Annotated in this window: 14 protein-coding genes and 2 pseudogenes; 10 read left to right on the top strand and 6 right to left on the bottom strand. The window is 66.0% G+C overall.

What is annotated here, in order from left to right; genetic code table 11:
- Positions 1–189 precede the first annotated feature (189 nt).
- A pseudogene (locus tag VGC13_RS16890) lies at positions 190–741 on the top strand (phosphomethylpyrimidine synthase ThiC); the annotation flags it as partial.
- A gap of 345 nt (positions 742–1,086) precedes the next feature.
- Here VGC13_RS16890 and VGC13_RS16895 read toward each other — a convergent pair.
- The gene (locus tag VGC13_RS16895) at positions 1,087–2,595 is read right to left on the bottom strand and encodes a tetratricopeptide repeat protein (RefSeq protein WP_331126452.1); all 1,509 of its coding nucleotides are present in this window, start codon (positions 2,593–2,595) and stop codon (positions 1,087–1,089) included.
- 515 nt (positions 2,596–3,110) lie between these two features.
- On the opposite strand from VGC13_RS16895, the pseudogene VGC13_RS16900 reads away from it, so the two are divergent.
- Positions 3,111–3,591, top strand: a pseudogene (locus VGC13_RS16900) (phosphomethylpyrimidine synthase ThiC); the annotation flags it as partial.
- Between the two features lie 116 nt (positions 3,592–3,707).
- On the opposite strand, the gene VGC13_RS16905 reads toward VGC13_RS16900, so the two are convergent.
- Together VGC13_RS16905 and VGC13_RS16910 are read right to left on the bottom strand one after the other, a co-directional pair.
- Complete coding sequence (locus tag VGC13_RS16905; protein WP_331126453.1) at positions 3,708–3,980, bottom strand: type II toxin-antitoxin system HicA family toxin; 273 nt, start codon at positions 3,978–3,980, stop codon at positions 3,708–3,710.
- On the bottom strand, positions 3,970–5,049 hold the full coding sequence (locus tag VGC13_RS16910) for a hypothetical protein (protein ID WP_331126454.1): 1,080 nt from the start codon (positions 5,047–5,049) through the stop codon (positions 3,970–3,972). Before VGC13_RS16910 ends, VGC13_RS16905 begins: the two co-directional genes overlap by 11 nt.
- Before the next feature lie 397 nt (positions 5,050–5,446).
- On the opposite strand from VGC13_RS16910, the gene hsdR reads away from it, so the two are divergent.
- The 5 genes from hsdR (at position 5,447) to VGC13_RS16935 (ending at position 12,103) form a co-directional block, all read left to right on the top strand.
- Entirely contained in the window at positions 5,447–7,813 is a 2,367-nt protein-coding gene (gene hsdR, locus VGC13_RS16915) for an EcoAI/FtnUII family type I restriction enzme subunit R (protein WP_331126455.1), read from the top strand.
- Positions 7,814–7,848: 35 nt separating this feature from the next.
- Complete coding sequence (locus VGC13_RS16920) at positions 7,849–9,312, top strand: class I SAM-dependent DNA methyltransferase (protein ID WP_331126456.1); 1,464 nt, start codon at positions 7,849–7,851, stop codon at positions 9,310–9,312.
- Positions 9,309–9,710: a hypothetical protein gene (locus tag VGC13_RS16925; RefSeq protein WP_331126457.1), complete on the top strand. Its 402-nt coding sequence runs from the start codon at positions 9,309–9,311 to the stop codon at positions 9,708–9,710. The genes VGC13_RS16920 and VGC13_RS16925 overlap by 4 nt, the downstream gene beginning before the upstream one ends.
- Positions 9,682–10,158, top strand: coding sequence for a restriction endonuclease subunit S (locus VGC13_RS16930; RefSeq protein ID WP_331126458.1), 477 nt, complete (start codon positions 9,682–9,684; stop codon positions 10,156–10,158). Before VGC13_RS16925 ends, VGC13_RS16930 begins: the two co-directional genes overlap by 29 nt.
- Before the next feature lie 67 nt (positions 10,159–10,225).
- A complete protein-coding gene (locus tag VGC13_RS16935) occupies positions 10,226–12,103 on the top strand; it encodes a DUF262 domain-containing HNH endonuclease family protein (protein ID WP_331126459.1) in 1,878 nt (625 codons plus the stop codon).
- Positions 12,104–12,595: 492 nt separating this feature from the next.
- Here VGC13_RS16935 and VGC13_RS16940 read toward each other — a convergent pair whose 3' ends face one another.
- Positions 12,596–13,159, bottom strand: a complete 564-nt coding sequence (locus VGC13_RS16940; protein WP_331126460.1) for a T4SS efffector SepA family protein — start codon at positions 13,157–13,159, stop codon at positions 12,596–12,598.
- Positions 13,160–13,682: 523 nt separating this feature from the next.
- On the opposite strand from VGC13_RS16940, the gene VGC13_RS16945 reads away from it, so the two are divergent.
- Positions 13,683–15,740, top strand: a complete 2,058-nt coding sequence (locus VGC13_RS16945) for a PAS domain S-box protein (RefSeq protein WP_331126461.1) — start codon at positions 13,683–13,685, stop codon at positions 15,738–15,740.
- Between the two features lie 243 nt (positions 15,741–15,983).
- On the opposite strand, the gene VGC13_RS16950 is transcribed toward VGC13_RS16945, so the two are convergent.
- The gene (locus VGC13_RS16950) at positions 15,984–17,159 is read right to left on the bottom strand and encodes a DUF1624 domain-containing protein (protein WP_331126462.1); all 1,176 of its coding nucleotides are present in this window, start codon (positions 17,157–17,159) and stop codon (positions 15,984–15,986) included.
- A gap of 297 nt (positions 17,160–17,456) precedes the next feature.
- On the opposite strand from VGC13_RS16950, the gene VGC13_RS16955 reads away from it, so the two are divergent.
- Positions 17,457–18,263 (top strand): alpha/beta hydrolase, encoded by an 807-nt coding sequence (locus VGC13_RS16955; protein ID WP_331126463.1) that lies wholly within the window; start codon positions 17,457–17,459, stop codon positions 18,261–18,263.
- Positions 18,264–19,310: 1,047 nt separating this feature from the next.
- Here the strand turns inward: VGC13_RS16955 and VGC13_RS16960 are convergent.
- Positions 19,311–20,558 (bottom strand): DUF1343 domain-containing protein, encoded by a 1,248-nt coding sequence (locus VGC13_RS16960; protein WP_331126464.1) that lies wholly within the window; start codon positions 20,556–20,558, stop codon positions 19,311–19,313.
- Positions 20,559–20,714: 156 nt separating this feature from the next.
- Here VGC13_RS16960 and VGC13_RS16965 point away from each other — a divergent pair, with 156 nt between their 5' ends.
- Entirely contained in the window at positions 20,715–21,644 is a 930-nt protein-coding gene (locus VGC13_RS16965; protein ID WP_331126465.1) for an alpha/beta hydrolase family protein, read from the top strand.
- The last annotated feature ends 254 nt before the right edge of the window (positions 21,645–21,898 follow it).

The raw sequence follows: 21,898 nt of genomic DNA on the forward strand, positions 1-21,898 counted from the left end.
AGCGCCGTCCGGGCCGGCTACACCATCCGCAAGCGGGAGAACACGCCTTGGTGGGAGGTGCTGGACCCCACGGGAGAGCTGGTGTGCCTCACGGTGTACCGGCGCGGCGCGAAGGAGGTGGTGCGGCGCCTGACAGCCTGACCCCGCGGGTACGGAATCGGCGAGCGCTCGCCGGGGCCGACCGCACCGCTGAAATGGTGCGACGAGGCGCCGTTCTACACGCTTGGACCCCTGACGACGGACATCGCGCCGGGATACGACCACATCACCTCGGCCATCGCGCCGCGCAGATCGGGTGGCACGGCACGGCCATGCTGTGCTACGTGACGCCCAAGGAGCACCTGGGCCTCCCCAACCGCGACGACGTGAAGGCGGGGGTGATCATCTACAAGATCGCTGAGCAAGGCGCGCTTCGAGTTCCGCTGGCGCGACCAGTTCAACCTGGCGCTGGATCCGCAGACCGCCCTCGCGTACCACGACGAGACGCTACCGGCCGAGGGTGCCAAGATCGCGCACTTCTGCAGCATGTGCGGCCCCAAGTTCTGCAGCATGAAGATCACGCAGGACGTGCGCGACTACGCCGCCATGCTGGGGATGGAGTCCACCTGCGCCATCGAAGCCGGCATGCAGCAGAAGTCCGCCGAGTTCCGCCTGCGCGGCGGCGAGGTGTACCTGCGCACCGATGCCGTCGCCGTGGCGGAGGCAGAAGCCGAAGCGGAGGAGACGGTCGCGGCAGATTGATCCTCGTTATCCCACTCGCCGCGTTCCCAGCACGCACGTTGGCAACGGTTTCGTTGGCAATCGCGTGTCGGGCAGATGACGACGCGGGGAGCACCGGCCGGTGCTCCCCGCGATTTTTCATCCTGTATCGGACCCTCATCACGTCCGTTGCGCCGCCAGCCACCGTGCCGCTCCCTTCTGCGAATGGTGGGTTGCCACAGAAAGGGGCGATGCGGTCATTCGACGGGAGCTTCTGGATGGAGGCCATTGGAGCGGGCCGGGGATCTCCTCGGCCCGTTCGGTTTTCGCCATCCGCTCCTCAGCTCATCCGTTGGCTGCCCGAACCTGCTGACTTGCGCGGAAGCATTATTGACCCGACCCCCTGCGTTGCGCGAGGGTGCGCTCGACCCTTCGAAGGTAGTGCTCCGCGCTCTGAACGGAGCGGTTCTGTCCAGATTCTCGGAACACGGATAGTGCCTCGCGGAAGGCGGCGACTGCCTCTTCCAGGCGAGCGGTCCCACTCTCTCGCTCCCCCAGGAGGCTGAATGCCAGACCCAGGTTGAATTGCGTCGCGGCCCATTCCAGCGGCACCCGCTCGCGCGTTCGCTCCTGGAGCGCGGCTCTGTAGGCGACGACCGCCTCCTCCAGACGAATGGTCCCACCTTCTCGCTCGCCCAGGCTCAAGAGCGCAGTTCCCAGGTTGTTCTTCGTCACGGCCCAGTCCAGCGGATGCCGCTCGCGCGTCAACTCCTGGAGCGCCGCTCTGTAGGCGGTGACGGCCTCTTCCAGGTGAGTGGTCCCACTCTCTCGCTCCCCGAGGAGCTGGAGCGTTCTCGCCAGGTTGAATTGCGCCGCGGCCCAGTCCAGCGGCGCCCGCTCGCGCGTTTGCTCCTGGAGCGCGGCTCTGTAGGCGGTGACGGCCTCGTATAAGCGAGCGGTCCCGCTCGCTCGCTCACCCAGGCGCCTCAGCGCCTCACCCAGGTTGAATTGCGCCGCGGTCCAGTCCCGCGGCACCCGCCCGCGCGTCAATTCCTGGAGCGCTGCTCTGTAGGCGGCGACGGCCTCCTCCAGACGAGTGGTCCCGCCCTCTCGCTCGCCCAGGTCTGCGAGCACGAGTCCCAAGCTGGATTGCGTCCTGCCCCATTCCAGAGGCACCCGCTCGCGCGTTCGCTCCTGGAGCGCAGCTCTGAAGGCGGTGACGGCCTCCTCCAGGCGAGCTGTCCCGCTCTCTCTCTCACCCAACATCCTCAGAGCGAGACCCAGGTTGTATTGCGTCGTGGCCCATTCCAGCGGCACCCGCTCGCGCGTCACCTCCTGGAGCGCGGCTCGGAAGGTGACGAGCGCCTCCTCCAGGCGAGCGGTCCCGCTCTCTCTCCGACCCAGGATCGAAAGTGCAATTCCCAGGTCGGCCTGCGTCCTGCCCCAATCCAGCGGCACCCGCTCGCGCGTTCGCTCCTGGAGCGCGGCTCTGTAGGCCGTGATGGACTCCCTCAAGCGAGCTGTCCCGCTCTCTCGATCACCCAACATCCTCAGAGCGAAACCCAGGTTGTGTTGCGTCGCGGCCCATTCCAGCGGGACCCTCTCGCGCGTCACCTCCTGGAGCGCGGCTCGGAAGGCGACCACAGCCTCTTCCAGGCGAGCGGTCCCGCTCTCTCGCTCACCCAGGCTATGCAGCGCGACGCCCAGGTTGTTGTGCGTCGTGGCCCATTCCAGCGGGACCCTCTCGCGCGTCAACTCCTGGAGCGCGGCCCTGTAGGCAACGACGGCCTCTTCCAGCGCCGGGGTCCCGCTCTCTCGTTTGCCCAACCTCGTGAGCGCTGCCCCCAATTCGAGTTGCTTCCTTCCCCATTCCAGCGGATTCCGCCTGCGGTCCATCTGTTGGAGTGCGGCGCGATGAGCGGCAACCGCGCTTCGAAGCTCTGCGGTCCCGCGATCTCGCTCGTCCCTTCCCAGCGGTTCCACCTGAGCATGGAGAGGTGGCACATGCGGCGCGGAAGCGAGGATGAGCACCGAACACGCGGCGAGTCCGAGCGCGAGGCGAGTCGCGGCCGGGCGGGGAAACCTCATTGGGAAATCTCTCATCGTAGGGGCGCATCATCGTGTCTGAGTCTGGTGGTCAATTAGCGTACGGGTGCGGAAAAGATCAAGCCTTGTTGTACATCAGGGCGCGAAGGAATCGTGCAGCGGCCGTCCTCAGGCCGGATCCAGCCCCGCTCCTTCGTGAACGTGAGAGCGGCAGGTTTCAGCGGGCCAGCCCACTTCACAACGCCATCCTCACCCACCTTATGGGCAATGAGGTGGAGCGGCGCCGCGGTTCGTCGAGCAGAACGCGCGGTACGTGAAGAACCTGGAGGTGTGAGGCGGCCGGGACGGAGCAGGTGAGTACCCGAACGGCTGACATCGCGCCGGGGTACGACCACATTACGTCGGCCATCGGCGCGGCAGATCGGGTGGCACGGCACCGCCATGCTGTGCTACGTGACGCCCAAGGAGCACCTGGGCCTTCCCAACCGCGACGACGTGAAGGCGGGGGGCATCACCTACAAGATCGCCGCGCACGCGGCGGACCTGGCCAAGGGCCACCCGCGCGCGCAGGAGTGGGACAACGCGCTGAGCAAGGCGCGCTTCGAGTTCCGCTGGCGCGACCAGTTCAACCTGGCGCTGGATCCGCAGACCGCGCTGGCGTACCACGGCGATACGCTGCCGGCGGAGGGTGCCAAGATCGCGCACTTCTGCAGCATGTGCGGCCCCAAGTTCTGCAGCATGAAGATCACGCAGGACGTCCGCGACTACGCCGCCGCGCAGGCCGCGGCCGAAGCGGGCATGCAGCAGAAGTCCGCCGAGTTCCGCGAGCGCGGCGGCGAGGTATAGTTAGCGGCGGATATCGTCGCCACAGCGGCTGATGCCGACGTGAAGGCAACGGTTGCGGGGGATTGATGAGTTTAGGACCGGTGCGGTTCAGGATTTGTGAGCCGCACCGGGACGGATCAGAGGCTCCCGGCCACCTTGGCCTCGTAGCCCTTCTGATCGAGCGGGCAGTCTACCAGGTCGAGAAAGTCCTTCCGGGACACGCCGCACTGCTTCGCCATCTGGGCGAGCAGCCAATCGTCCAGTTCCTTTCCGCCGTGGCTCGTCTTTGTGCGGATCTTGGACTTGAGCCCTGCTTCGGTGTGATGGATGAAGTAGCGGTGGTGCGTCTCCGTCTCGCGAAAGCCCTTTCGCACGAGCCCCGCCTCCACTTCGCTCTGCTTACGCGTCATCTTCCTGCACCATGAGCCGTTGACGGAGGCTCCTGCCGAGAGAAGCCGCACCGTCGGTCAGTCCTGCCTGTTCCGCTTCCGCGTACTCCAGCCACATCACCTCGATCTGTTCGATGAGGTCGCCGAGCAGTTCGGCACGGGTACGGGCGAACACGTGGATCTCCAGTTCCGGATCACGCACCACCAGCAACTGCCCGCCTTCATCCAGTTCGATGCGAAAGGAGGCTGCGCCCGCGCGAAAACGCAGCCGGCGCTGCCTGCCCACGACCGAGTCCAGCACGATCGGGGATACGTCGAGCTCCTGGATGTCGAATACGTCCGTCAGCCGGAGCGGAAGGTTGTGCTCGTCCAGTTCCACGAGTCCGGTGACCCGGATGAAGCCACGGCGGTTCTCCAGCAGCATTTCTTCGGCATCCGGACGGTACTCGCATTCCAGCCGGCGCTGCGTAGGGTGATGCCTGATGGTGAGCTTGTGCTCCGCGAAATCGATTCTCACCAGCTCGCCCGTAACGGTGACCGGCGAGGCGATCGCTTCCACCGGACTGCGCGACACACGTTGAAACTCTCGTAATACCCGAACCCGGCCGGGATCGAACCGCGCCATGCGATGCATTCCGTTCTGCAGGTCGACTACCCAGCCAGCATCCGGGTCAGGGAGCATCGCGACGAATTCGTCGACCACGCGGCCCCTGATCGCGGCATCGGGGACAAGTGCCCGCACCGAATTCCACTCGCCTTCGCTGAGCGCCGTTCCGATCTGCTGAAACCGGTCCAGCACGTGGGCCCCCAGCACGGCATCGACGAGGCCGTCAGCGGTCGTGAGCCGCACAGGCTGAACATAGCTTCCCGGCCCGGGAACGCCGCACTCCAGCACGAATTGCGCGGCAAGTTCGGCCGGAATGCGCGCGCGCTGGCGGATTTCGCGGCCGACGGCCGAGATGGCGAGCAGGTGCACCGCGCGTTGCGCGTGCACCAGGGCGTCCGCGAGCACCCTCGCGGGCACCCGCTCGACGTCCGGGGAGGCTTCTTCGAAAAAGCGGAACGACAGGCCAGCGGCAGGTTGATCCATTGGATCCCTGGGACGAGAAATTGTCCGGTCCGGCCTCACGATAGCGGATACTCCAACCCGGCGGAAGCCCCAGCATTTCCGCTCTCGATCGCGCCGAACTGTACCCGATCCGAACCCGCCATGGGTGGGCGTGGCGGCAAACGGGCAGCGGGCCACAGGCGGAGCAGAGAACGCGCGGCCTTCGCTGACCAGGTGGAACGGGCGTAGGAGTACCCAAGGGGTGCCAGGGAGCAAACTTCTGCGCCGAAACGCGCAGTTCGCGCCACAGGCGTGTTGCCGAGCTCATCGCTGGCCGCTACTGTTCGCTCCTGGCCCGACAGCTCTGGTCTGCGTGCGGATGAAGAACTGAAGCCCCAAACTCCCGCCAGCAGCCTTCCGCAGTTCCGCTCCAAAGTTCATGGACAAAAAAGCACTCAGCGAACGCGACATCTGCACCAAGTTCATCACGCCCGCAGTTGGGGATGCCGGGTGGGATTTGCACCTGCAGGTGCGTGAGGAGGTTACTTTTACCCGTGGACGGGTGATCGTGCGCGGCAAGGTGGTAAGCCGCGGTACCTCCAGCCGTGCGGACTACATCCTGTACCACAAGCCCAACCTCCCGCTCGCCGTCATCGAGGCCAAGGACAACCAACATTCCGTCGGCGCGGGGATGCAGCAGGCGCTCCGGTACGCGGAACAGATGGATCTCCCGTTCGCACTCAGCAGCAACGGAGACGGGTTCGTGTTTCACGACCGCACTTCCACCGGTGCTGAAGTCGAATTGGAACTGCCGCTCGACGCGTTCCCTTCGCCGCAGGAACTGTGGGAGCGCTACTGCGTGTGGAAGGGGATCGACGGCGGCGCCGCTGCGGCCGCCTCTCAGGACTACTACAGCGACGGTAGCGGCAAGGCGCCCCGTTACTACCAGATCACCGCGATCAACCGGACGGTCGAGGCAATCGCACGGGGGCAGAACCGTTTGCTGCTGGTGATGGCCACCGGGACGGGAAAGACGTACACCGCCTTTCAGGTCATCTGGCGCCTCTGGAAGGCAGGGGCCAAGAAGCGAATCTTGTTCCTTGCCGACCGCAACATCCTGGTCGACCAGACCAGGACGAACGACTTCAAGCCGTTCGGCCAGGCGATGACCAAGATCACCAATCGGTACGTCGACAAGAGCTACGAGATCTATCTTTCCCTCTATCAGGCGGTCACCGGCACCGAGGAAGAGCGCAACATCTACAAGCAGTTCTCCCGCGATTTCTTCGACCTGATCGTGGTCGACGAATGCCATCGCGGCAGCGCTGCCGACGACTCCGCATGGCGGGAGATCCTGGATTACTTCTCTAGCGCCACGCACGTCGGGCTGACCGCCACGCCCAAAGAAACCGAGGAAGTCTCGAACATCCACTACTTCGGAGAGCCGATCTACACCTACTCCCTGCGCCAGGGCATCGAGGACGGTTTCCTGGCGCCCTACAAGGTTGTGCGCCTCGATCTCGACAAGGATCTTACCGGCTGGCGCCCCGAACAGGGCCAACGGGACGAGCACGGCTTGGAGATTGAGGACCGCATCTACAATCAGCGGGACTTTGATCGCGGCCTCGTGCTCAAGGAGCGGACCCGGCTGGTAGCGCGCAAGATCACGGAGTTCCTGAAAGGCACCGACCGCTTCTCCAAGACCATCGTGTTCTGCGAGAACATCGATCACGCGGAACGGATGCGGCAGGCCCTGGTCAACGAGAACGGCGACCTCGCCGCGCAGGATCGCCGGTACGTCATGCGGATTACCGGCGACGAGCCCGAGGGGAAGATGCAGCTCGACAACTTCATCGACCCCGAAAGCCGGTACCCGGTCATCGTCACCACGTCGGAACTGCTCACGACCGGGGTGGATGCGCAGACGTGCAAGGCGATCGTGCTCGACCAGCGGATCCAGTCACCGACCAAGTTCAAGCAGATCATCGGCCGGGGTACGCGCATCAACGAAGATTTTGGCAAGTACTACTTCACGATCCTGGACTTCAAGAAGGCGACGGAGCTTTTCGCCGATCCGGGCTTCGATGGCGATCCGGTGCAGATCTACGAGCCGACGGGCGACGAATCGCCTGTTCCGCCGGACGAGGCCACAGATGGTGAGGGAACGGACGAGGGGCGTCCCGCCACACCCGGCACCTGGCCGGGCGCGGGCGATGAGAGCGAGGGCACGGACGGGCGACACCGGCGCTATGTGGTGGGCGGCGTTCCGGTGAGCGTGGCTTCGGAGCGTGTGCAGTACTACGGCCCCGGAGGCAAGCTGATTACCGAGTCGCTCCGGGACTACACGCGAAACAAGGTGGCGGAGGAGTTCGCCTCACTGGACGACTTTCTTCGCACCTGGAGCACGGCGGATAAGAAGGAGGCGCTGCTTCGGGAACTGGAGGAGCGGGGCGTGCTGCTGGACGCGCTGGCCGAGGAGGTGGGCCGGGACTACGACGCGTTCGACCTGGTCTGCCACGTTGCATTCGGCCAGCCGCCGCTGACGCGCCGCGAGCGCGCGGAGCAGGTGCGCAAGCGCGACTACTTTACCCGCTACGGACCCGAGGCGCGCGCCGTCATCGACGCACTGCTGGAGAAGTACGCGGACGAGGGAGTGGAGAGCCTAGAGCGCATGGACGTGCTGCGCGTGCAGCCGTTCACCGAAATGGGCACGCCCACGGAGATCATCCGCGGCTTCGGCGGCAGGGAGCGTTACCTGGCCGCCATCCAGGAACTGCAGCAGCATCTGTACGCGGCGGCCGCCTGAGCCGCCCGGATCTACGCAATCAGAACACAGAGCGAATGAGCCTCGGCACCACCATCAAGTCCATCCAGGACGTCATGCGCAAGGACGTGGGCGTGGACGGCGACGCCCAGCGTATCGGCCAGCTTGGCTGGCTGCTCTTCCTGAAGATCTTCGACGACCGTGAGCAGGAGCGCGAGTTGCTGGAAAACTACCGCTCGCCGATCCCCGCGCGCCTGCAATGGCGGAGCTGGGCCGCGGACGCGGAAGGGATCACCGGCGACGCGCTGCTGAACTTCGTCAACAACGACCTGTTTCCCACGCTCAAAGAGCTTCCGCTCACTGACCGTCCAAGCGATCCATCCGTGGTGGTTCGGGGTGTCTTTCAGGACGCCTACAACTACATGAAGAGCGGCACCCTGCTGCGGCAGGTGATCAACAAGATCAACGGCATCGACTTCAACCGCTCGCAGGACCGCCACCTCTTCAACGACATCTACGAGCAGATCCTGAGGGACCTGCAGAGCGCGGGCAATGCGGGCGAGTACTACACGCCGCGGGCGGTCACGCAGTTCATGGTCGAGATGACGGACCCGCGGCTGGGAGATGAGGTGCTGGACCCCGCCTGTGGTACCGGCGGCTTCCTGGTGAACGTCATCGAGCACATCCGCTCCGGGTACGTCAAGACGCCGGAGCAGGAGGCCGAACTGCAGCGCTCCATCCACGGGGTGGAGAAGAAGCCGCTCCCGCACCTGCTCTGCACGACCAACCTGCTGCTCCACGGGTTGGACGTTCCCACCCAGGTCCGCCGCGACAACACGCTCACTCGCCCGCTCCGCGATTACACCGCGAAGAACCGGGTGCATGTGATCGTCACCAATCCGCCCTTCGGGGGCGAGGAGGAGCAGGGGATAGAAACCAACTTTCCCGCACAGTACCAGACGCGGGAGACGGCGGACCTCTTCCTTGTGTTGATCATGCACCTGCTGAAGGATGGCGGACGCGCGGCGGTGGTGCTGCCGGACGGCTTTCTGTTCGGGGAGGGGATCAAGTCGCGCATCAAGGAGCGGCTGATGGAGGAGTGCGACCTGCACACCATTGTTCGGCTGCCGAAGGGCGTCTTTGCACCATACACCGGCATCAATACCAACCTGCTCTTCTTCACCAAGGGTCGCCCGACCAGGGACGTCTGGTACTACGAGCACCCGTATCCGCCGGGCCAGAAGAGCTACAGCAAGACTAGGCCGATCCGCATCGAAGAATTCGAGGCGGAGAAAGCGTGGTGGGGCAACCGTGAGGAGAGCCAGCACGCCTGGCGCGTGCCGGTCGACGCGATCCGCAAACGCGGATACAACCTCGACATCAAGAACCCGAACACCGCGGACGAGGACCACCGGGACCCGGACGAGCTGCTGAAGGAGTACCGGGAGGCGATCGCGAAAGTAGAAGAGACACGCGAGGCTCTTAAGAAAGAGCTTGCCGGCGCGCTGGAGTCGGTGCTGCTCGCGGAGGTGACGGCGTGAGCCCGGAGACGTTGCTGCAGCAGTTCGATGTAATGGCGGAGGCGCCCAACGGTGTGCAGAAGATACGCGAATTGATCCTGCAACTAGCCGTTCGCGGGATGTTGGTGCCGCAGGACCCGAGCGACGAGCCAGCGTCCGTGCTTCTGGAGCAGATCGCGACGGAGAAGCAGCGGCTGTACAAACAAGGCAAGATCAGCAAGCCAAAGCTCCTGCCGCGAATCAGCAAGGACCAGTTGCCGTATGAGGTGCCGGAGGGGTGGGCCTGGGCACGGCTCGCGGAACTGGGGGAGTTCACTGGCGGCGCCACTCCCTCGAAAAGTAAATCGAGCTACTGGGGGGGGGGACGTCCCCTGGGTCTCGCCGAAAGACATGAAGGCAGACCACATCGTAAGATCTGAGGATACGATCACGAAACAGGCACTCGCGGAAACCCGCCTTCGTTTAGTGCCGCCGAACTCCGTCCTGATTGTAACGCGCAGCGGTATCCTCCGGAGAACGCTTCCGGTAGGTATCAACCAGATGCCGTGCACGGTCAATCAAGACCTGAAAGTGCTGATTCCCTATGTCGCTGGAATGCACGAGTACCTGCGCATTCTTCTGAAGGGCCACGAGGCGGTGATTTTACGTGATCTCGTAAAGGGCGGGATGACTGTCCAGAGCGTAATTTTTGAGCGGTTTGAGCAGCATCCTCTTCCCCTCCCACCGCTTTCTGAGCAGGGGAGGATGGTCGCTAGAGTAGACGAGTTGATGGCGCTCTGTAGGGAACTGGAGGCGAGGCTCACGCGCGCGCGCGCCGTTGCCGAGCACTTGGCGGCCTCCGTGGTCCATCATCTAGTGGCGATGTAATCCGCTTTAGCTCCGGACGAGTTGGATCACGTTCCGTATTCATGTAGCTTTTTGTCACAGAGCAAACATGCAAGCAGACACGCGTACGCTTCAGCAGATCCTCCACGGGGACCGACGGTTTGTCGTCCCCGTTTATCAGCGGCCCTACGTGTGGGACCGGGAGCAGCAGTGGGAGCCTCTCTGGAACGACATCGAGTCCACCGCGGTGCGCTTGGCGGAAACACGCGTTTCTGCGCACCAGGAGGGCACCGGCGTCGCTGAAGCGGACCGGAAGGCGCCGCCCCACTTCCTCGGCGCGATCGTACTCGAGCAGTCTCCGACAGCCACGGGTGACCTGGAGGTACGCCACGTCGTGGACGGGCAGCAGCGGCTCACGACGCTGATGCTGGTGTTGCGCGGGGTGCTGGACGCGCTGCAAGAGGCGGACGCTGACCCTCGCCAGATCGCGAAGGTGCGGAAGCTGATCCGGAACGATGAAGAGGTCGTTTCTGGAGATGCGCTGCACAAGGTCTGGCCGCGGCCGGCCGACCGCATCGCATATCTCGCGGCCATCGCCCCGGCTCGGCCGGCAGCGCCGAAATCACGCTTCGAGGAAGCCCGTGTGTACTTCGCTCAAGCTGCCACGGAGTTCCTCGCCGCCGACGAGAATCCGATCGATCCGTACGCAGAGGGCACGCCTGTCCAGCAGCGAGCCTCGCTCCTCGCAGCCACGCTGCTCGGCTTGGTCAAACTGGTCGTAATCGATCTTGAAGATGTCGACGATGCCCAGGTCATCTTCGAGGCGCTGAACGCCCGCAACACGCCGCTCTCGGCGACGGACCTCGTGAAGAACCTTCTCTTCATGCGTGCACAGGCGCAGCGCCATGACTCTCAGAAACTTTACGAGCGCGTCTGGGCCCGGTTCGACCGGGACGAAGAGTGGTGGCGCGCGCCCGTCGGCGTGGGCCATGCGCAGCGTGCGCGGCAGGATTGGTTGCTCGGTGACTGGCTGATCGCTCACCTGGGCCGGGTCATCAACGTTGGCCGGCTGTACGGAGAGTTTCGCCGCTGGTTGGAGGAATCGCGCACGCCCCCGGTTGAAGCACTGAGCACGCTGAATCGCTACGCCGATGCGTATGAGGCGTTGCATGGGCGGCAGCCCGGTCCAACCCCCTCGGAACGGCTGGCATTCAAGCGCATCGACCTCCTCAACATCACGGTGGCGACTCCCGTGTTGCTCTGGCTGCTGGTTCAGCCGGAGAATGTTCTTCCGCGCAGCGAGCGGGAACTGGCATTCCGGGCGATCGAATCCTACGTGGTTCGGCGTATGGCGGTGAAGTGGCAGACGCGCGGCTACGGAACCGTGTTCGCGGACGTTCTCCGCGCCGGCCGTTCAGCGAGCGAGCATCCCGGCTTTGCCATTATCGAGGCGCTGCGTGCTGGCCCACACGGGTACAACTGGCCCTCGGACGCCGACCTGATGGAGCAGTTCCGGACCACTCGGTATTATGGGCCGGGCGGAATCAATCAGGAGAGACTGCGCCTGCTTCTGTCCGCGGTGGATGCACGGCTTCAGCACGCGCCGCACAAAGGAGAGCCGGTTTCCATCAATTATGACGTGCTTCAGATTGAGCACATCATTCCTCGCGGATGGAAGGAGTTCTGGCCGGTAATGGCGGAGAACGAAGCCGAGCGAATGAGGCTGGAGCAGCAGCGCGAATCACACGTCCACCGGATCGGCAATCTAACGCTCGTAAGTAGCCTCCTGAACCCATCCTTGAGCAATAATCCTTGGGAGGCAAAGCGCGACGGCTTGCGAAAGCATTCCCACTTACGCTTGAATGCGTTGTTGTGTGAGCAGGACGAATGGGACGAGGAGCGCATCGTACAACGGGGCGAATGGCTTGCGCGAATGGTTGCGGAGGCGTGGCCTGGACCGGCGTCGGGAGCGTGGACCAAATCGTAAGTCCCAGCAGAGAAGCTCGGCACTGCTCGCAGCATGAAGATCACGCAGGGACGGGCGCGACTGCGCCGCCGCCTAAGCCGCGGCTGAAGCGGGAATGCAGCAGAAGTCCGCCGAGTTCCGCCAGCGCGGCGGCGAAATGTACCTGCTCGCAGACGTCGTCGCCGAGGCGGACGCAGAGGCGGAGGAGACGGTGGCGGCGGATTGATCCGACTCCCGAAAAGGAATCGGCCTCACACGGAGTCGACGGAGGACAAGACTTCGCTGAGGCCGGGTGAGGCAGGGCCAGGATCTGCTTACGCGGCGTACCTGGCTGGACTTGGTAGGAGGGCCCGGGTTGCGGATTTGGGCGAGGCGCATGAAAATAGAAGAGCGGTGCAGCTGCTGGCTTGCCCCGCCCTCGCGGCCACGAGGAAACGAAGCTGGATTGCAGTGCATCGCCCTTCCTGAGTGCTCCGCGCGAGTGGTATATCGCGCGGAGCTTTCTTTTGCCGATCAGCCAGATGCGGGAGCCCACGCCAGACGCCCTTTTTTCCCTGGATGCGCCGCCCCCTCCTTGTGAAGCCATTCGAACTCTACTTCGACCGGTACGCTGAGTTTCCTGGCCAGCCGAAGGCTGCTGTCCCACGACAGGTTCGAGTCCAGCCCCTGAATGGAGAAATCCACTTCGGGGAGGTAGGAAAATCCCTCGTTCACGTAACTGCCTTGCCTGAGCCGGGCATTGCTCGATTCTGAAAGCGCGCTGAACGAGCCAAGCTTCCTGAAAGCCTCGATGTGAGCGACGCGGAGCAGCTTGTTCCACCTGGGCCGATCGATCTCGCGGCCGGCAAAGCTCGCGCGGCGGACGCGCGTAAACGCCAGGTTGCCGGGCGAAAACACATCCAGCTCGATGCCCGAGAACACCGGATCGCGGACGGGTGCCCCGTTGCCGCCGGCCCGCTGGCTGGCGAGCGCGGCGTCGGCCAGTCGCGCGATGACTGTTTCCGGGGTGTCCACGAACGCGACCCCGAGCTGCTGCAGCTTGACGTACGTAGCGTCCGAGATTTCGACTTGCGGCATTCCGTGCTCCTGTTGTGCTGCACCAACTTACAAAATGGAATATAGAAAGTCAAGAACCTATAGAGTGCGAGGAGTATTCATTGTTTGCGAGGAAAGAATGATCCATTTGCGAGGGCTCCATGGACGCGAGGTGCACGTCCTGTACTGGAGGTGGTGCATCCCTCGCGCTGTTTCGCTGGCGAGGGGATGCAAAGGAGCCCTCAGCGACACATCCCCTCCACTCGCCGTCTCCGCTCACCCCATCCTCATGATGATCGCAACTGCGGCGTAGGCCCGAGGTTGAGCACCAAGGGCCACCGGGTCAACGAGCAGGCACCCCTGTTCAGCGTGTCGGATCAGGAAGGGCGAGCGACCGTCGCGGGCGTGCTTGTTCGCGGACGGTGCTTCCCCTATGCTTCAGCGTCAGCGGAGGCGCGCGCCCGCGGGTGCACGCCCGCGACGCATTTCTCCGGGATCCTGCCGAAATCGATGCACCCGCCGGACCGGCGCGGTGGAACCCGCAGTTCAGCGCCTGCCGCAGCCCATGAGCACTTCCGATCAGACATCCACCGTCTCCGACACCGGGCTCCCGGACGACGCAGAGACGCTGCGGGCCCGCGTGGCCGAGCTGGAGCGGCAGCTGGAAGACGCCCGGGTGGCCAGCGCCACGCTCGCCGAGAACGAGCAGCGGTACCGCGCGCTGGTCGAGGCCGATCCGGACGGCGTGGTCATCATCGACGCCGACTCGACCATCCTGGCCGTGAACCCGGCGATGGGGCGGATCTTCGGGTACACGACCGAGCAGATGGTGGGAAAGCCGCTCACCGTGCTGATGCCCCACCGGCTTCGCGAGGGGCACATGCGGGGGACGCGGCGCTACCTGCTGACCGGGGAGCGCAGCATTCCCTGGCGGGGGGTGCAGGTGCCCGCCATGCGCCGCGACGGCACCGAATTCCCGGTGGAGATCAACTTTGGCGAGTACACGGCCAGCGGGCGCAGGGTGTTCGCCGGCTACATCACCGACATCACCGAGCGCCGGCAGGCGGAGGAGGCCCTGCGCTTCAAGACCACGCTGCTGCAGGCGCAGAACCACGTGGCCATCGACGGCATCCTGGTGAGTCACCAGGGCCGGGTGCTGAGCATGAACGGGCGCTACGCGGAGATCTTCAACGTTCCGCAGGAGCTGCGCGAGCCGGAGCGCTGCGTGGAGATGTTCCAGTGGGTGTGCCTGCAGGCGAAGGATCCCGACGCGTACCGCGAGACCACCGAGCGGCTGCGCGGGGACTTCGACAGCGTGTACCGCGACGAGATGCCGCTGGCGGACGGACGCGTGCTGGACCGCTACTCGTCGCCGCTGAAGAGCGCCGAGGGCGAGGTGTACGGGCGCATCTGGATGGTGCGCGACATCACCGAGCGCAAGCAGTTCGAGCAGGCGCTGGAAGAGGCCAAGGAAGCGGCCGAGGCGGCCAACGAGGCCAAGAGCGAGTTCCTGTCGCGCATGAGCCACGAGCTGCGCACCCCCATGAACAGCATCCTGGGGTTCGGGCAGCTGCTGCAGCGGCACGCGCTTGCGCCGGAGCAGGCGCGCAGCGTGGAGCACATCCTGAAGGCCGGGCGCCACCTGCTGAACCTGATCAACGAGGTGCTGGAGATCGCCCGCATCGAGGCCAACCAGCAGCAGCTTTCGCTGGAGCCCGTGCACGCGGCCACGCTGCTGACCGAGGCGCTGGCCCTGGTGCGCCCCACGGCCGAGCAGCGCCCGGTGCAGCTGGCCCTGCACGCGCCGCACGCCACCGACGCCTACGTGCGCGCCGACCAGCAGCGGCTGATGCAGGTGATGCTGAACCTGCTTTCCAACGCCATCAAGTACAACCACGCCGCGGGGACGGTGGAGCTGCTGGCGCGGCCCGCCGCGGGCGCGGACGGGAGCGAGCTCCTGGCCATCGGCGTCCGCGACACGGGGCCGGGGATTCCCGAGGACCGGCTGGGGGAGCTGTTCGTGGCCTTTTCGCGGCTGGGCGCGGAGCGCTCGGGGATCGAGGGCACGGGGCTGGGGCTGGCGCTCTCGCAGCGGCTGGTGGAGGCGATGGGGGGGCGGCTGCGCGTGGAGAGCACGGTGGGGCAGGGGAGCACCTTCTGGGTGGAGCTTCCGGTGACGGAAAGCCCGCGGCGGCGCCTGGAAGCCGGCCGCACGGACCAGCCGCGGCCGGAGCGGGCGGAGCGGCCCCCCCGCACCATCCTGTACGTGGAAGACAACCTGGCCAACCTGGACCTGGTGGAGACCATCCTCTTCGACCGGCCCGAGATCGGCCTGATCCCGGCGCTGCAGGGGCGGCTGGGCCTTCAGCTGGCGCGCGAGCACCGGCCCGACCTGATTTTGCTGGACCTGCACCTTCCCGACATCAGCGGCGAGGTGGTGCTGCACGAGCTTCGCGCGGACGACCGCACGGCGCACATCCCCGTGCTGGTGATCAGCGCCGACGCCACCACCCGCCGGGTGGACCGCCTGCGATCCGCCGGGGTGCTGGACTACCTGACCAAGCCGCTGGACGTGGACCAGTTCCTGACGGCGGTGGACGCGGCGCTGGGCGTGGAAGCCTGAACCGCGCGCGGCGGCCGGGTCCATCCCGAATCCGCTACAAGAATTGTCTCACGCAGAGGGAGCAGAGGACGCAGAGTCGCTCCTCCGCTTTCTCTGCTTTTCTGCGTCATACCAGATCCGGAAAAACAACACCGGTAGGGTACAGAGGAACAGAGTCAAACAGAGAAAGCGAGTGGAAGCATGATCTCGTTTCCTCTGTCTGACTCTGTTCTTCTGTACGATCATTCTTTTTCAGGATCTGTATCAGAGGTAGCTGAGCCACCAGTCGTCCCGCCGCTGCTTTACGGCGGCGAACCAGCGGCAGAGGGGGTACAGCATCACCACGCCGGCGATCCAGCACAGGTAGGCCACGGCCAGCGAGAAGCCGGCGCCGGGCTGCGGCGGGGTAAAGCCGGGCATGCCGAAGAAGTGGCTGGTCGGCTTGCCCGCGGCCAGCGAGAGCAGCAGGCCGAAGCTGTGGGCCACCAGCCACTGCAGCAGGTAAAAGAACAGCGGTACGCGGCCAAAGGTCACCAGCGCCCTTCCCAACGCGCCGCGGCGCATCCCCTCCACCCACGCCAGCACCAGCAGCGCCGGGCCCAGCGTCATCAGCACGAACAGCAGCGAGGGCGGATACTTGTTGGTGTTGATGAACGACAGCACCGTGAACGCCGCGTCCTTCTGCACGGACCAGGGCGACGGGTTGCCGTAGAGGTTCGTCAGGCGCAGGACGATGAAGGCGGCGATCATCCCCGCGCCCAGCCGCACCAGCAGGCGCCGCCGCCGCTCCGCATCCCACCCGTACACGTGCCCCAGTCCGTATCCGCACAGCGCGACGCCGATCCACGGCAGCACCGGATACAGCACCAGCAGCCGCATTCCGAACACCGGTACGAACCCGGGCTGGTGCAGCACCATCCACAGCACGCTCCCCGCGCCGGGCGCGGCCCCGGGCGCCACCGCCACGCTCAGCGGATCGGTGAGGTTGTGCAGCGCCACGATGGCGATTCCGATTGCCGCGACCCAGCGCGTGCGCAGGTGGATGAGCGCCGCCAGCACGATCATCGACACGCCGATGGCCCAGATTACCTGCAGCATTCCCGGGAACGCCGCGTAGTCCAGGTCGAAGGTGACCAGCAGGCGCACCGCGGTGAACTCAAGGAAGATGAGCCACGCGCCGCGGGTGAGCAGGAAGCGTGAGAGCTCGCTCTTCGATTTTCCGCGTGCGAGCTGCAGCGCCACCCCGGTGCCCGCCAGGAACACGAACGCCGGCGCGCAGAAGTGCGTGATCCAGCGGGTCAGGAAGAGGGCGACGGTGGTGCGCGACAGGTCCGTCGGGTCGAAGAGCAGCCCGTCGCGGTGCACGTACTCGCGCGTGTGGTCCAGCAGCATCAGCACCATCACGGCGCCGCGCAGCAGGTCCACGCTGTCGACCCGCATCCGCCGCGCTGGCGAGGCGGATGCGGGGGGGGCGGACGGCGGCGCGGAAATCACGGTTTGGGTCGCCATGCGGTCGATGTCGGGGACGAGGGTGGGGAGCGCGGGGGAGGCGGATGCCGTTCGGCGCAGTTGTCCGTGATGAATGATGGGCGAAGCGGGCGCGGCCGTGGTTTGCGGCGTGTATGGCTGTTGTAATGGATTGACGAGGAAGCGATCCTCTCGGGACGCTCCTGTTGCCCGCATGGTGTCTCACCCTGTACTCTCCCGTGTATCCACCACCGCCCCGGGAGAAGATCCATGCGACCGCAGACGGGCTTTGCCGACGTGAACGGAACGCGCCTCTACTACGAGGTCGCCGGATCCGGTGCGCCGCTGGTGCTGATGCACGGATTCAGCCTGGACACGCGCATGTGGGAGCCGCAGTGGGAGCCGTTCCTTCAGCGGCATCAGGTCCTTCGCTACGACCTGCGGGGGTTCGGGCGCTCGGCGCCGCCGCGGGGCGCTCCGTATCTCCATCACGAGGATCTCAAGGCGCTCCTGGACCGGCTGGGGATCGTCTCTCCCGCGCTGCTCGGCCACTCGACGGGCGGGTCCGTGGCGCTCGACTTTGCCGTCTCGTATCCGGACGCGACGCGCGCGCTGGTGCTCTTTGGCTCGATCGCCGGCGGATTTGCGTTCTCGCCGGAGTTCGCCAGCGCGCTGGGCGCCATCTTCGCCAGCGCCCACGAGCAGGGAGTCGGCACCGCGAAGGAAGCCTGGCTGCGCCTGCTGGCCTTTCAGCGGCGCGGCGGCGGCGCGGGGGAAGACGTCCTGCGCCGGATGGTCGCCGGCTACTCGGGATGGCACTGGCTGAACGAGGATCCCGTGCTCGCGCTGGACCCTCCGGCACTCCAGAGGCTGCACACGATCCGCGCTTCGGTGCTCACGCTGCTCGGCGAGCGCGACGTGCCGGACTGCCACCGGATCGCCGCGCTGGTGAGCGAGGCGCTGCCCGGGGCGGAGCACGTGGTGCTGCCCGGTCTCGGCCACATGGCCAATCTGGAAGATCCGCCGCGGTTCGACGAGGCCGTCCTCGCGTTCCTGGCGGGGGCGGTCACGGAGTGACGCCGTAGCCGTGCTGCCGGGACGGGGAAGCCTGCTCAACGTGTGTTCGAGATCAGCCCAACCGCTCGACCCCTGAGAGGGTGTTGCCAAACCTCCCCGCGTGATTGACTTCCTGAGGGAGGCGCCACCCCGCAACTCGCTTGCACACTGCACCTTGGCGCCGACCGAAGGACCTCGCCAGCAGAACGACGAGGCTGGTCCCGCGGCATGGAGCCGGCCCCGCCTCGCCGGAGAGCAGGTCCTTCGGTCGCGCGCAGGCGGTTGTGTGGAAACGGGTTACACGTGGTGCGCTCCCTCAGGAAATCATCGCTTCTTTGTGAGGTTGGGGGTTTAGCAACACCCTCCGGGGCTGAGAGGGTGTTCAAGAACTCCTGCACTCGCGCCGTCCGTCATTTCGAAGGAGGCGCCACCCCGCACCCTTGGCTCGCACGAAAAGCTGCGCGCCGGCTGAGAAATCCGCTGTCTGCTGCGGGTGGCCCGTTGCGCGCCCCGCCACTGGCCCTGTCAGGCTGCGTCGCGACCTCTATTTGCCAGCGGGGGCTGCCGCGTCTGCCCTCCAGCAACCCGACGGTAGATTCCTCGGCCCTGCGACCTCTGGCGTGAAAACAGGCCGCGGCGTGGCCGGGCCTCGGAATGACGGCCCTGATGGATCAGCCCGAGTGCGCAGCGACGCGTGCTTGAACACTCTTCGAGTCTTGACTTCCTGAGGGAGGCGCCACGCCTAACCCGCTGCTATGGAATATCTTGGCGCCGACCGAAGGATCTAGCCGGCAGTACGAACGGGCTGGATTGGAACGCTGGATCTGGCCCCGTCGTGTCCGAGAGTAGATCCTTCGGTCGCGCGCAACCGATTGTTTATCTTCCGGTTTCTGCGTGTGCGCTCCCTCAGGAAGTCACGCGCTTGTGTCAGGAGCTTGGAAAATTGAACACACTCTCACGGATAGAGCAGGAAGCGCTTCCGGCTCTCGCTGAACGCCACGGCTTCGCGGTCCCACGCCTCAGGAAGTCACGCGCTTGTGTCAGGAACTCGGAAACTCGAACACACTCTCACGGATAAAGCAGGAAGCGCTTCCGGCTCTCGCTGAACTCCGCGGCTTCGCGGTCCCATTCCTCCAGCAGCGCGGGGAGCGAGCCGCCCTCGATCGCCAGCCGCACCCTGTCGGAGCCCGTCAGGCGGTCGATGGTGCGGGTCCAGGCAAAGTCGCGCAGATGGCGCCTGCGGATCTCGTCGATGAGCAGGAGCGACGTGCGCACGGGCCGGTAGGCCTCCCGGTCGGTGACGGCGAAGCGGATGGCGGGGATGGTCTGTCCAGGGAACTTGGCGGCCGTCGCTTCCACCGGCATCGTGACGGCGTCGAAGCGGATGCCCGGCAGCCCCATCGCGTTCATCGCCGCGGCGACCCCCGGCGCGTCGAGCCACGAAGCGCCGATCTGCTCGAACGGGCGGTCGGTGCCCCTGCCCTCCGACAGGTTGGTGCCTTCGAAGTAGACCGATCCCGGGTAGCTGGTCAGCGCCGCCAGCGATCGCAGGTTGGGCGACGGGTTGATCCAGGGAAGGCCGGTCTCGTCGAGCCACTGGGCGCGCCGCCACCCCTGCACCCGCGCAACGATCAGCTCGACGCCGATCCCGTGCGCCTGGTTGAAGAGGGTGGCCAGCTCGCCCACCGTCATCCCGTGCCGCGCCGGGATGGGGTACATCCCCACGAACGACTTGAAGGCGGGGTCCAGCAGGGCGCCTTCCACGATCTCGCCCCCGATGGGGTTGGGCCGGTCCAGGACGACGAACGGAACCCCCTTTCGCGCGGCGGCCTGCATCGACAGCGCCATGGTAGAGACGTAGGTCCAGGTGCGGCCCCCCACCTCCTGGAGGTCGTAGACCAGGACGTCGACGTCCCGCAGCATCTCCGGCGTGGGGCCGCGGTCCTCGGACTGGTAGAGGGAGTAGATGGGCACGCCGGTGCGGGGATCGGTATCGTCCCCGATGTGCACGCCGGCCTCGGCGTCTCCCCGGATTCCGTGCTCCGGCGCGAGCAGGGCGACCAGCGTAAGGTGCGGATGGCGCGCGATCAGGTCGATGTCGGACGTGCGCGCACGGTCGATCCCCGTGTGGTTGGTGATGAGGCCCACCCGCTTTCCCCGCAGCGCCGCGGGTACGTCGGCAAGAAAGGTCTCGATGCCGGGCCGGACCGCCTCCGCGGAATCGGGCGGCGGCGTTCCCGCGGCGGGCGCGGATTCGCGGGCCGGCGGCTGTGCGCAGGCGGCGAGCAGGAGCACGGCGGAAAGCAGCGTCTTCATCGTCCCCCTCGTGTGCGCGCGACCGGAAGCCTGGACGACGATACAGGTGCCGGGGGGTGGACGAAACCCCGGACGCGCCCCGCGGTTGCCCCCGATGCGGCCCGGCTCTCTATTGGGCTCATTCGCTTGGCCCACACACTGGAAGAGGACGTTCTGATGCCGGCACTTCGCGCGCTGCGCCAGCCGCGGCTCATGGCCGCCCTTTTCGCCGCCCTCGCCGCCGGCCTTCCCGGGGCCGCGCACGCGCAGGCGGCCGCCGCCTCCGACACGTCGCGGGTGCGGATCGTGTCCATCCCCGGCTCGCTTCCCGAGCCGCGCAACGCGGTGGTGGTGCTCCCCGCCGGGTACCACGACTCGCCGCGGCGGTATCCCGTGCTCTACCTGCTGCACGGGCACGACGGCGGCCACCGCAACTGGCTGGACCGGACCAACCTCCTGGCCCACACGGCCCGGCTTCCGCTGATCGTGGTGCTCCCCGACGCCGCGAACTCATGGTACACCAACAGCGCCGCCCGCCCGGCCGAGCGCTTCGAGGAGTACGTCGCCCGGGAGGTTCCCGCCTTCATCGACCAGCACTTCAGGACGCTGACGTACCGGGAGGCCCGCTACGTGGCGGGGCTCAGCATGGGAGGCTACGGTGCGCTCAAGCTGGGCTTGAAGCACTCCGCGCGCTTTTCGCTGGCCGGAAGCTTTTCCGGCGCCCCCCTGGCGGCGGCGGGGGACGCTTCCTCCCAGACGCGGATGGACGCGTTCGGCCCCGCGGGGAGTGCGTCGCGGGCGGAGAACGACCTCCTGGCGCTGGCCCGGGACGCGCGCGTCGCGGACGGCACCTACTTCTACCTCGATACGGGGACCTTGGACCGGCTGCTGGCCGACAACCGCGCGTTCGTGCAGGCGATGGCGGCGCGCCCGCTGGCGTACGAGTACCACGAGGTGCCGGGGACGCACAGCTGGGAGTTCTGGGACCGCCGCCTGCCGGTGTTCCTGAAGCTGGTGGAGGAGCGCATCGCCCGCCTCCCCGCCGCCGAGCCCATCGGCGTCCGGACGGGCAGCGCTCCGGCGGGAGGGCACGGCACCGCACATTGATTCTGGTGGCGCAGCATACAGAGTGTGTTCAAGAATCAGCTTGGCCGCTTTGGTTTCCTGAGCCTGAGAGGGTGTTGCTAAACCTCAGCCCGATAATGACTTCCTGAGGGAGGCGCCGCTCCTCGATTTGCGGGTACGGAAAAGCCATGGCGCCGACCGAAGGATCTAGCAGGCGGTACGAAGGGGCTGGATCGGAACGCAGGGTCTGGCCCCGTCGGGTCCGAGAGTAGGTCCTTCGGTCGCGCGCAAGCGAG

Source organism: Longimicrobium sp. (assembly GCF_036399255.1).
GTDB lineage: Bacteria > Gemmatimonadota > Gemmatimonadetes > Longimicrobiales > Longimicrobiaceae > Longimicrobium.

Coding starts and splice junctions, on each gene's coding strand:
- VGC13_RS16960 (WP_331126464.1), bottom strand. CDS start 20,558: ATGAAGACGCTGCTTTCCGCCGTGCTCCTGCTCGCCGCCTGCGCACAG.
- VGC13_RS16905 (WP_331126453.1), bottom strand. CDS start 3,980: ATGACGCGTAAGCAGAGCGAAGTGGAGGCGGGGCTCGTGCGAAAGGGC.
- VGC13_RS16955 (WP_331126463.1), top strand. CDS start 17,457: ATGCGACCGCAGACGGGCTTTGCCGACGTGAACGGAACGCGCCTCTAC.
- VGC13_RS16935 (WP_331126459.1), top strand. CDS start 10,226: ATGCAAGCAGACACGCGTACGCTTCAGCAGATCCTCCACGGGGACCGA.
- VGC13_RS16965 (WP_331126465.1), top strand. CDS start 20,715: ATGCCGGCACTTCGCGCGCTGCGCCAGCCGCGGCTCATGGCCGCCCTT.
- VGC13_RS16950 (WP_331126462.1), bottom strand. CDS start 17,159: ATGCGGGTCGACAGCGTGGACCTGCTGCGCGGCGCCGTGATGGTGCTG.
- VGC13_RS16910 (WP_331126454.1), bottom strand. CDS start 5,049: ATGGATCAACCTGCCGCTGGCCTGTCGTTCCGCTTTTTCGAAGAAGCC.
- VGC13_RS16895 (WP_331126452.1), bottom strand. CDS start 2,595: ATGGACCGCAGGCGGAATCCGCTGGAATGGGGAAGGAAGCAACTCGAA.
- VGC13_RS16940 (WP_331126460.1), bottom strand. CDS start 13,159: ATGCCGCAAGTCGAAATCTCGGACGCTACGTACGTCAAGCTGCAGCAG.
- VGC13_RS16920 (WP_331126456.1), top strand. CDS start 7,849: ATGAGCCTCGGCACCACCATCAAGTCCATCCAGGACGTCATGCGCAAG.
- hsdR (WP_331126455.1), top strand. CDS start 5,447: ATGGACAAAAAAGCACTCAGCGAACGCGACATCTGCACCAAGTTCATC.
- VGC13_RS16930 (WP_331126458.1), top strand. CDS start 9,682: ATGAAGGCAGACCACATCGTAAGATCTGAGGATACGATCACGAAACAG.
- VGC13_RS16945 (WP_331126461.1), top strand. CDS start 13,683: ATGAGCACTTCCGATCAGACATCCACCGTCTCCGACACCGGGCTCCCG.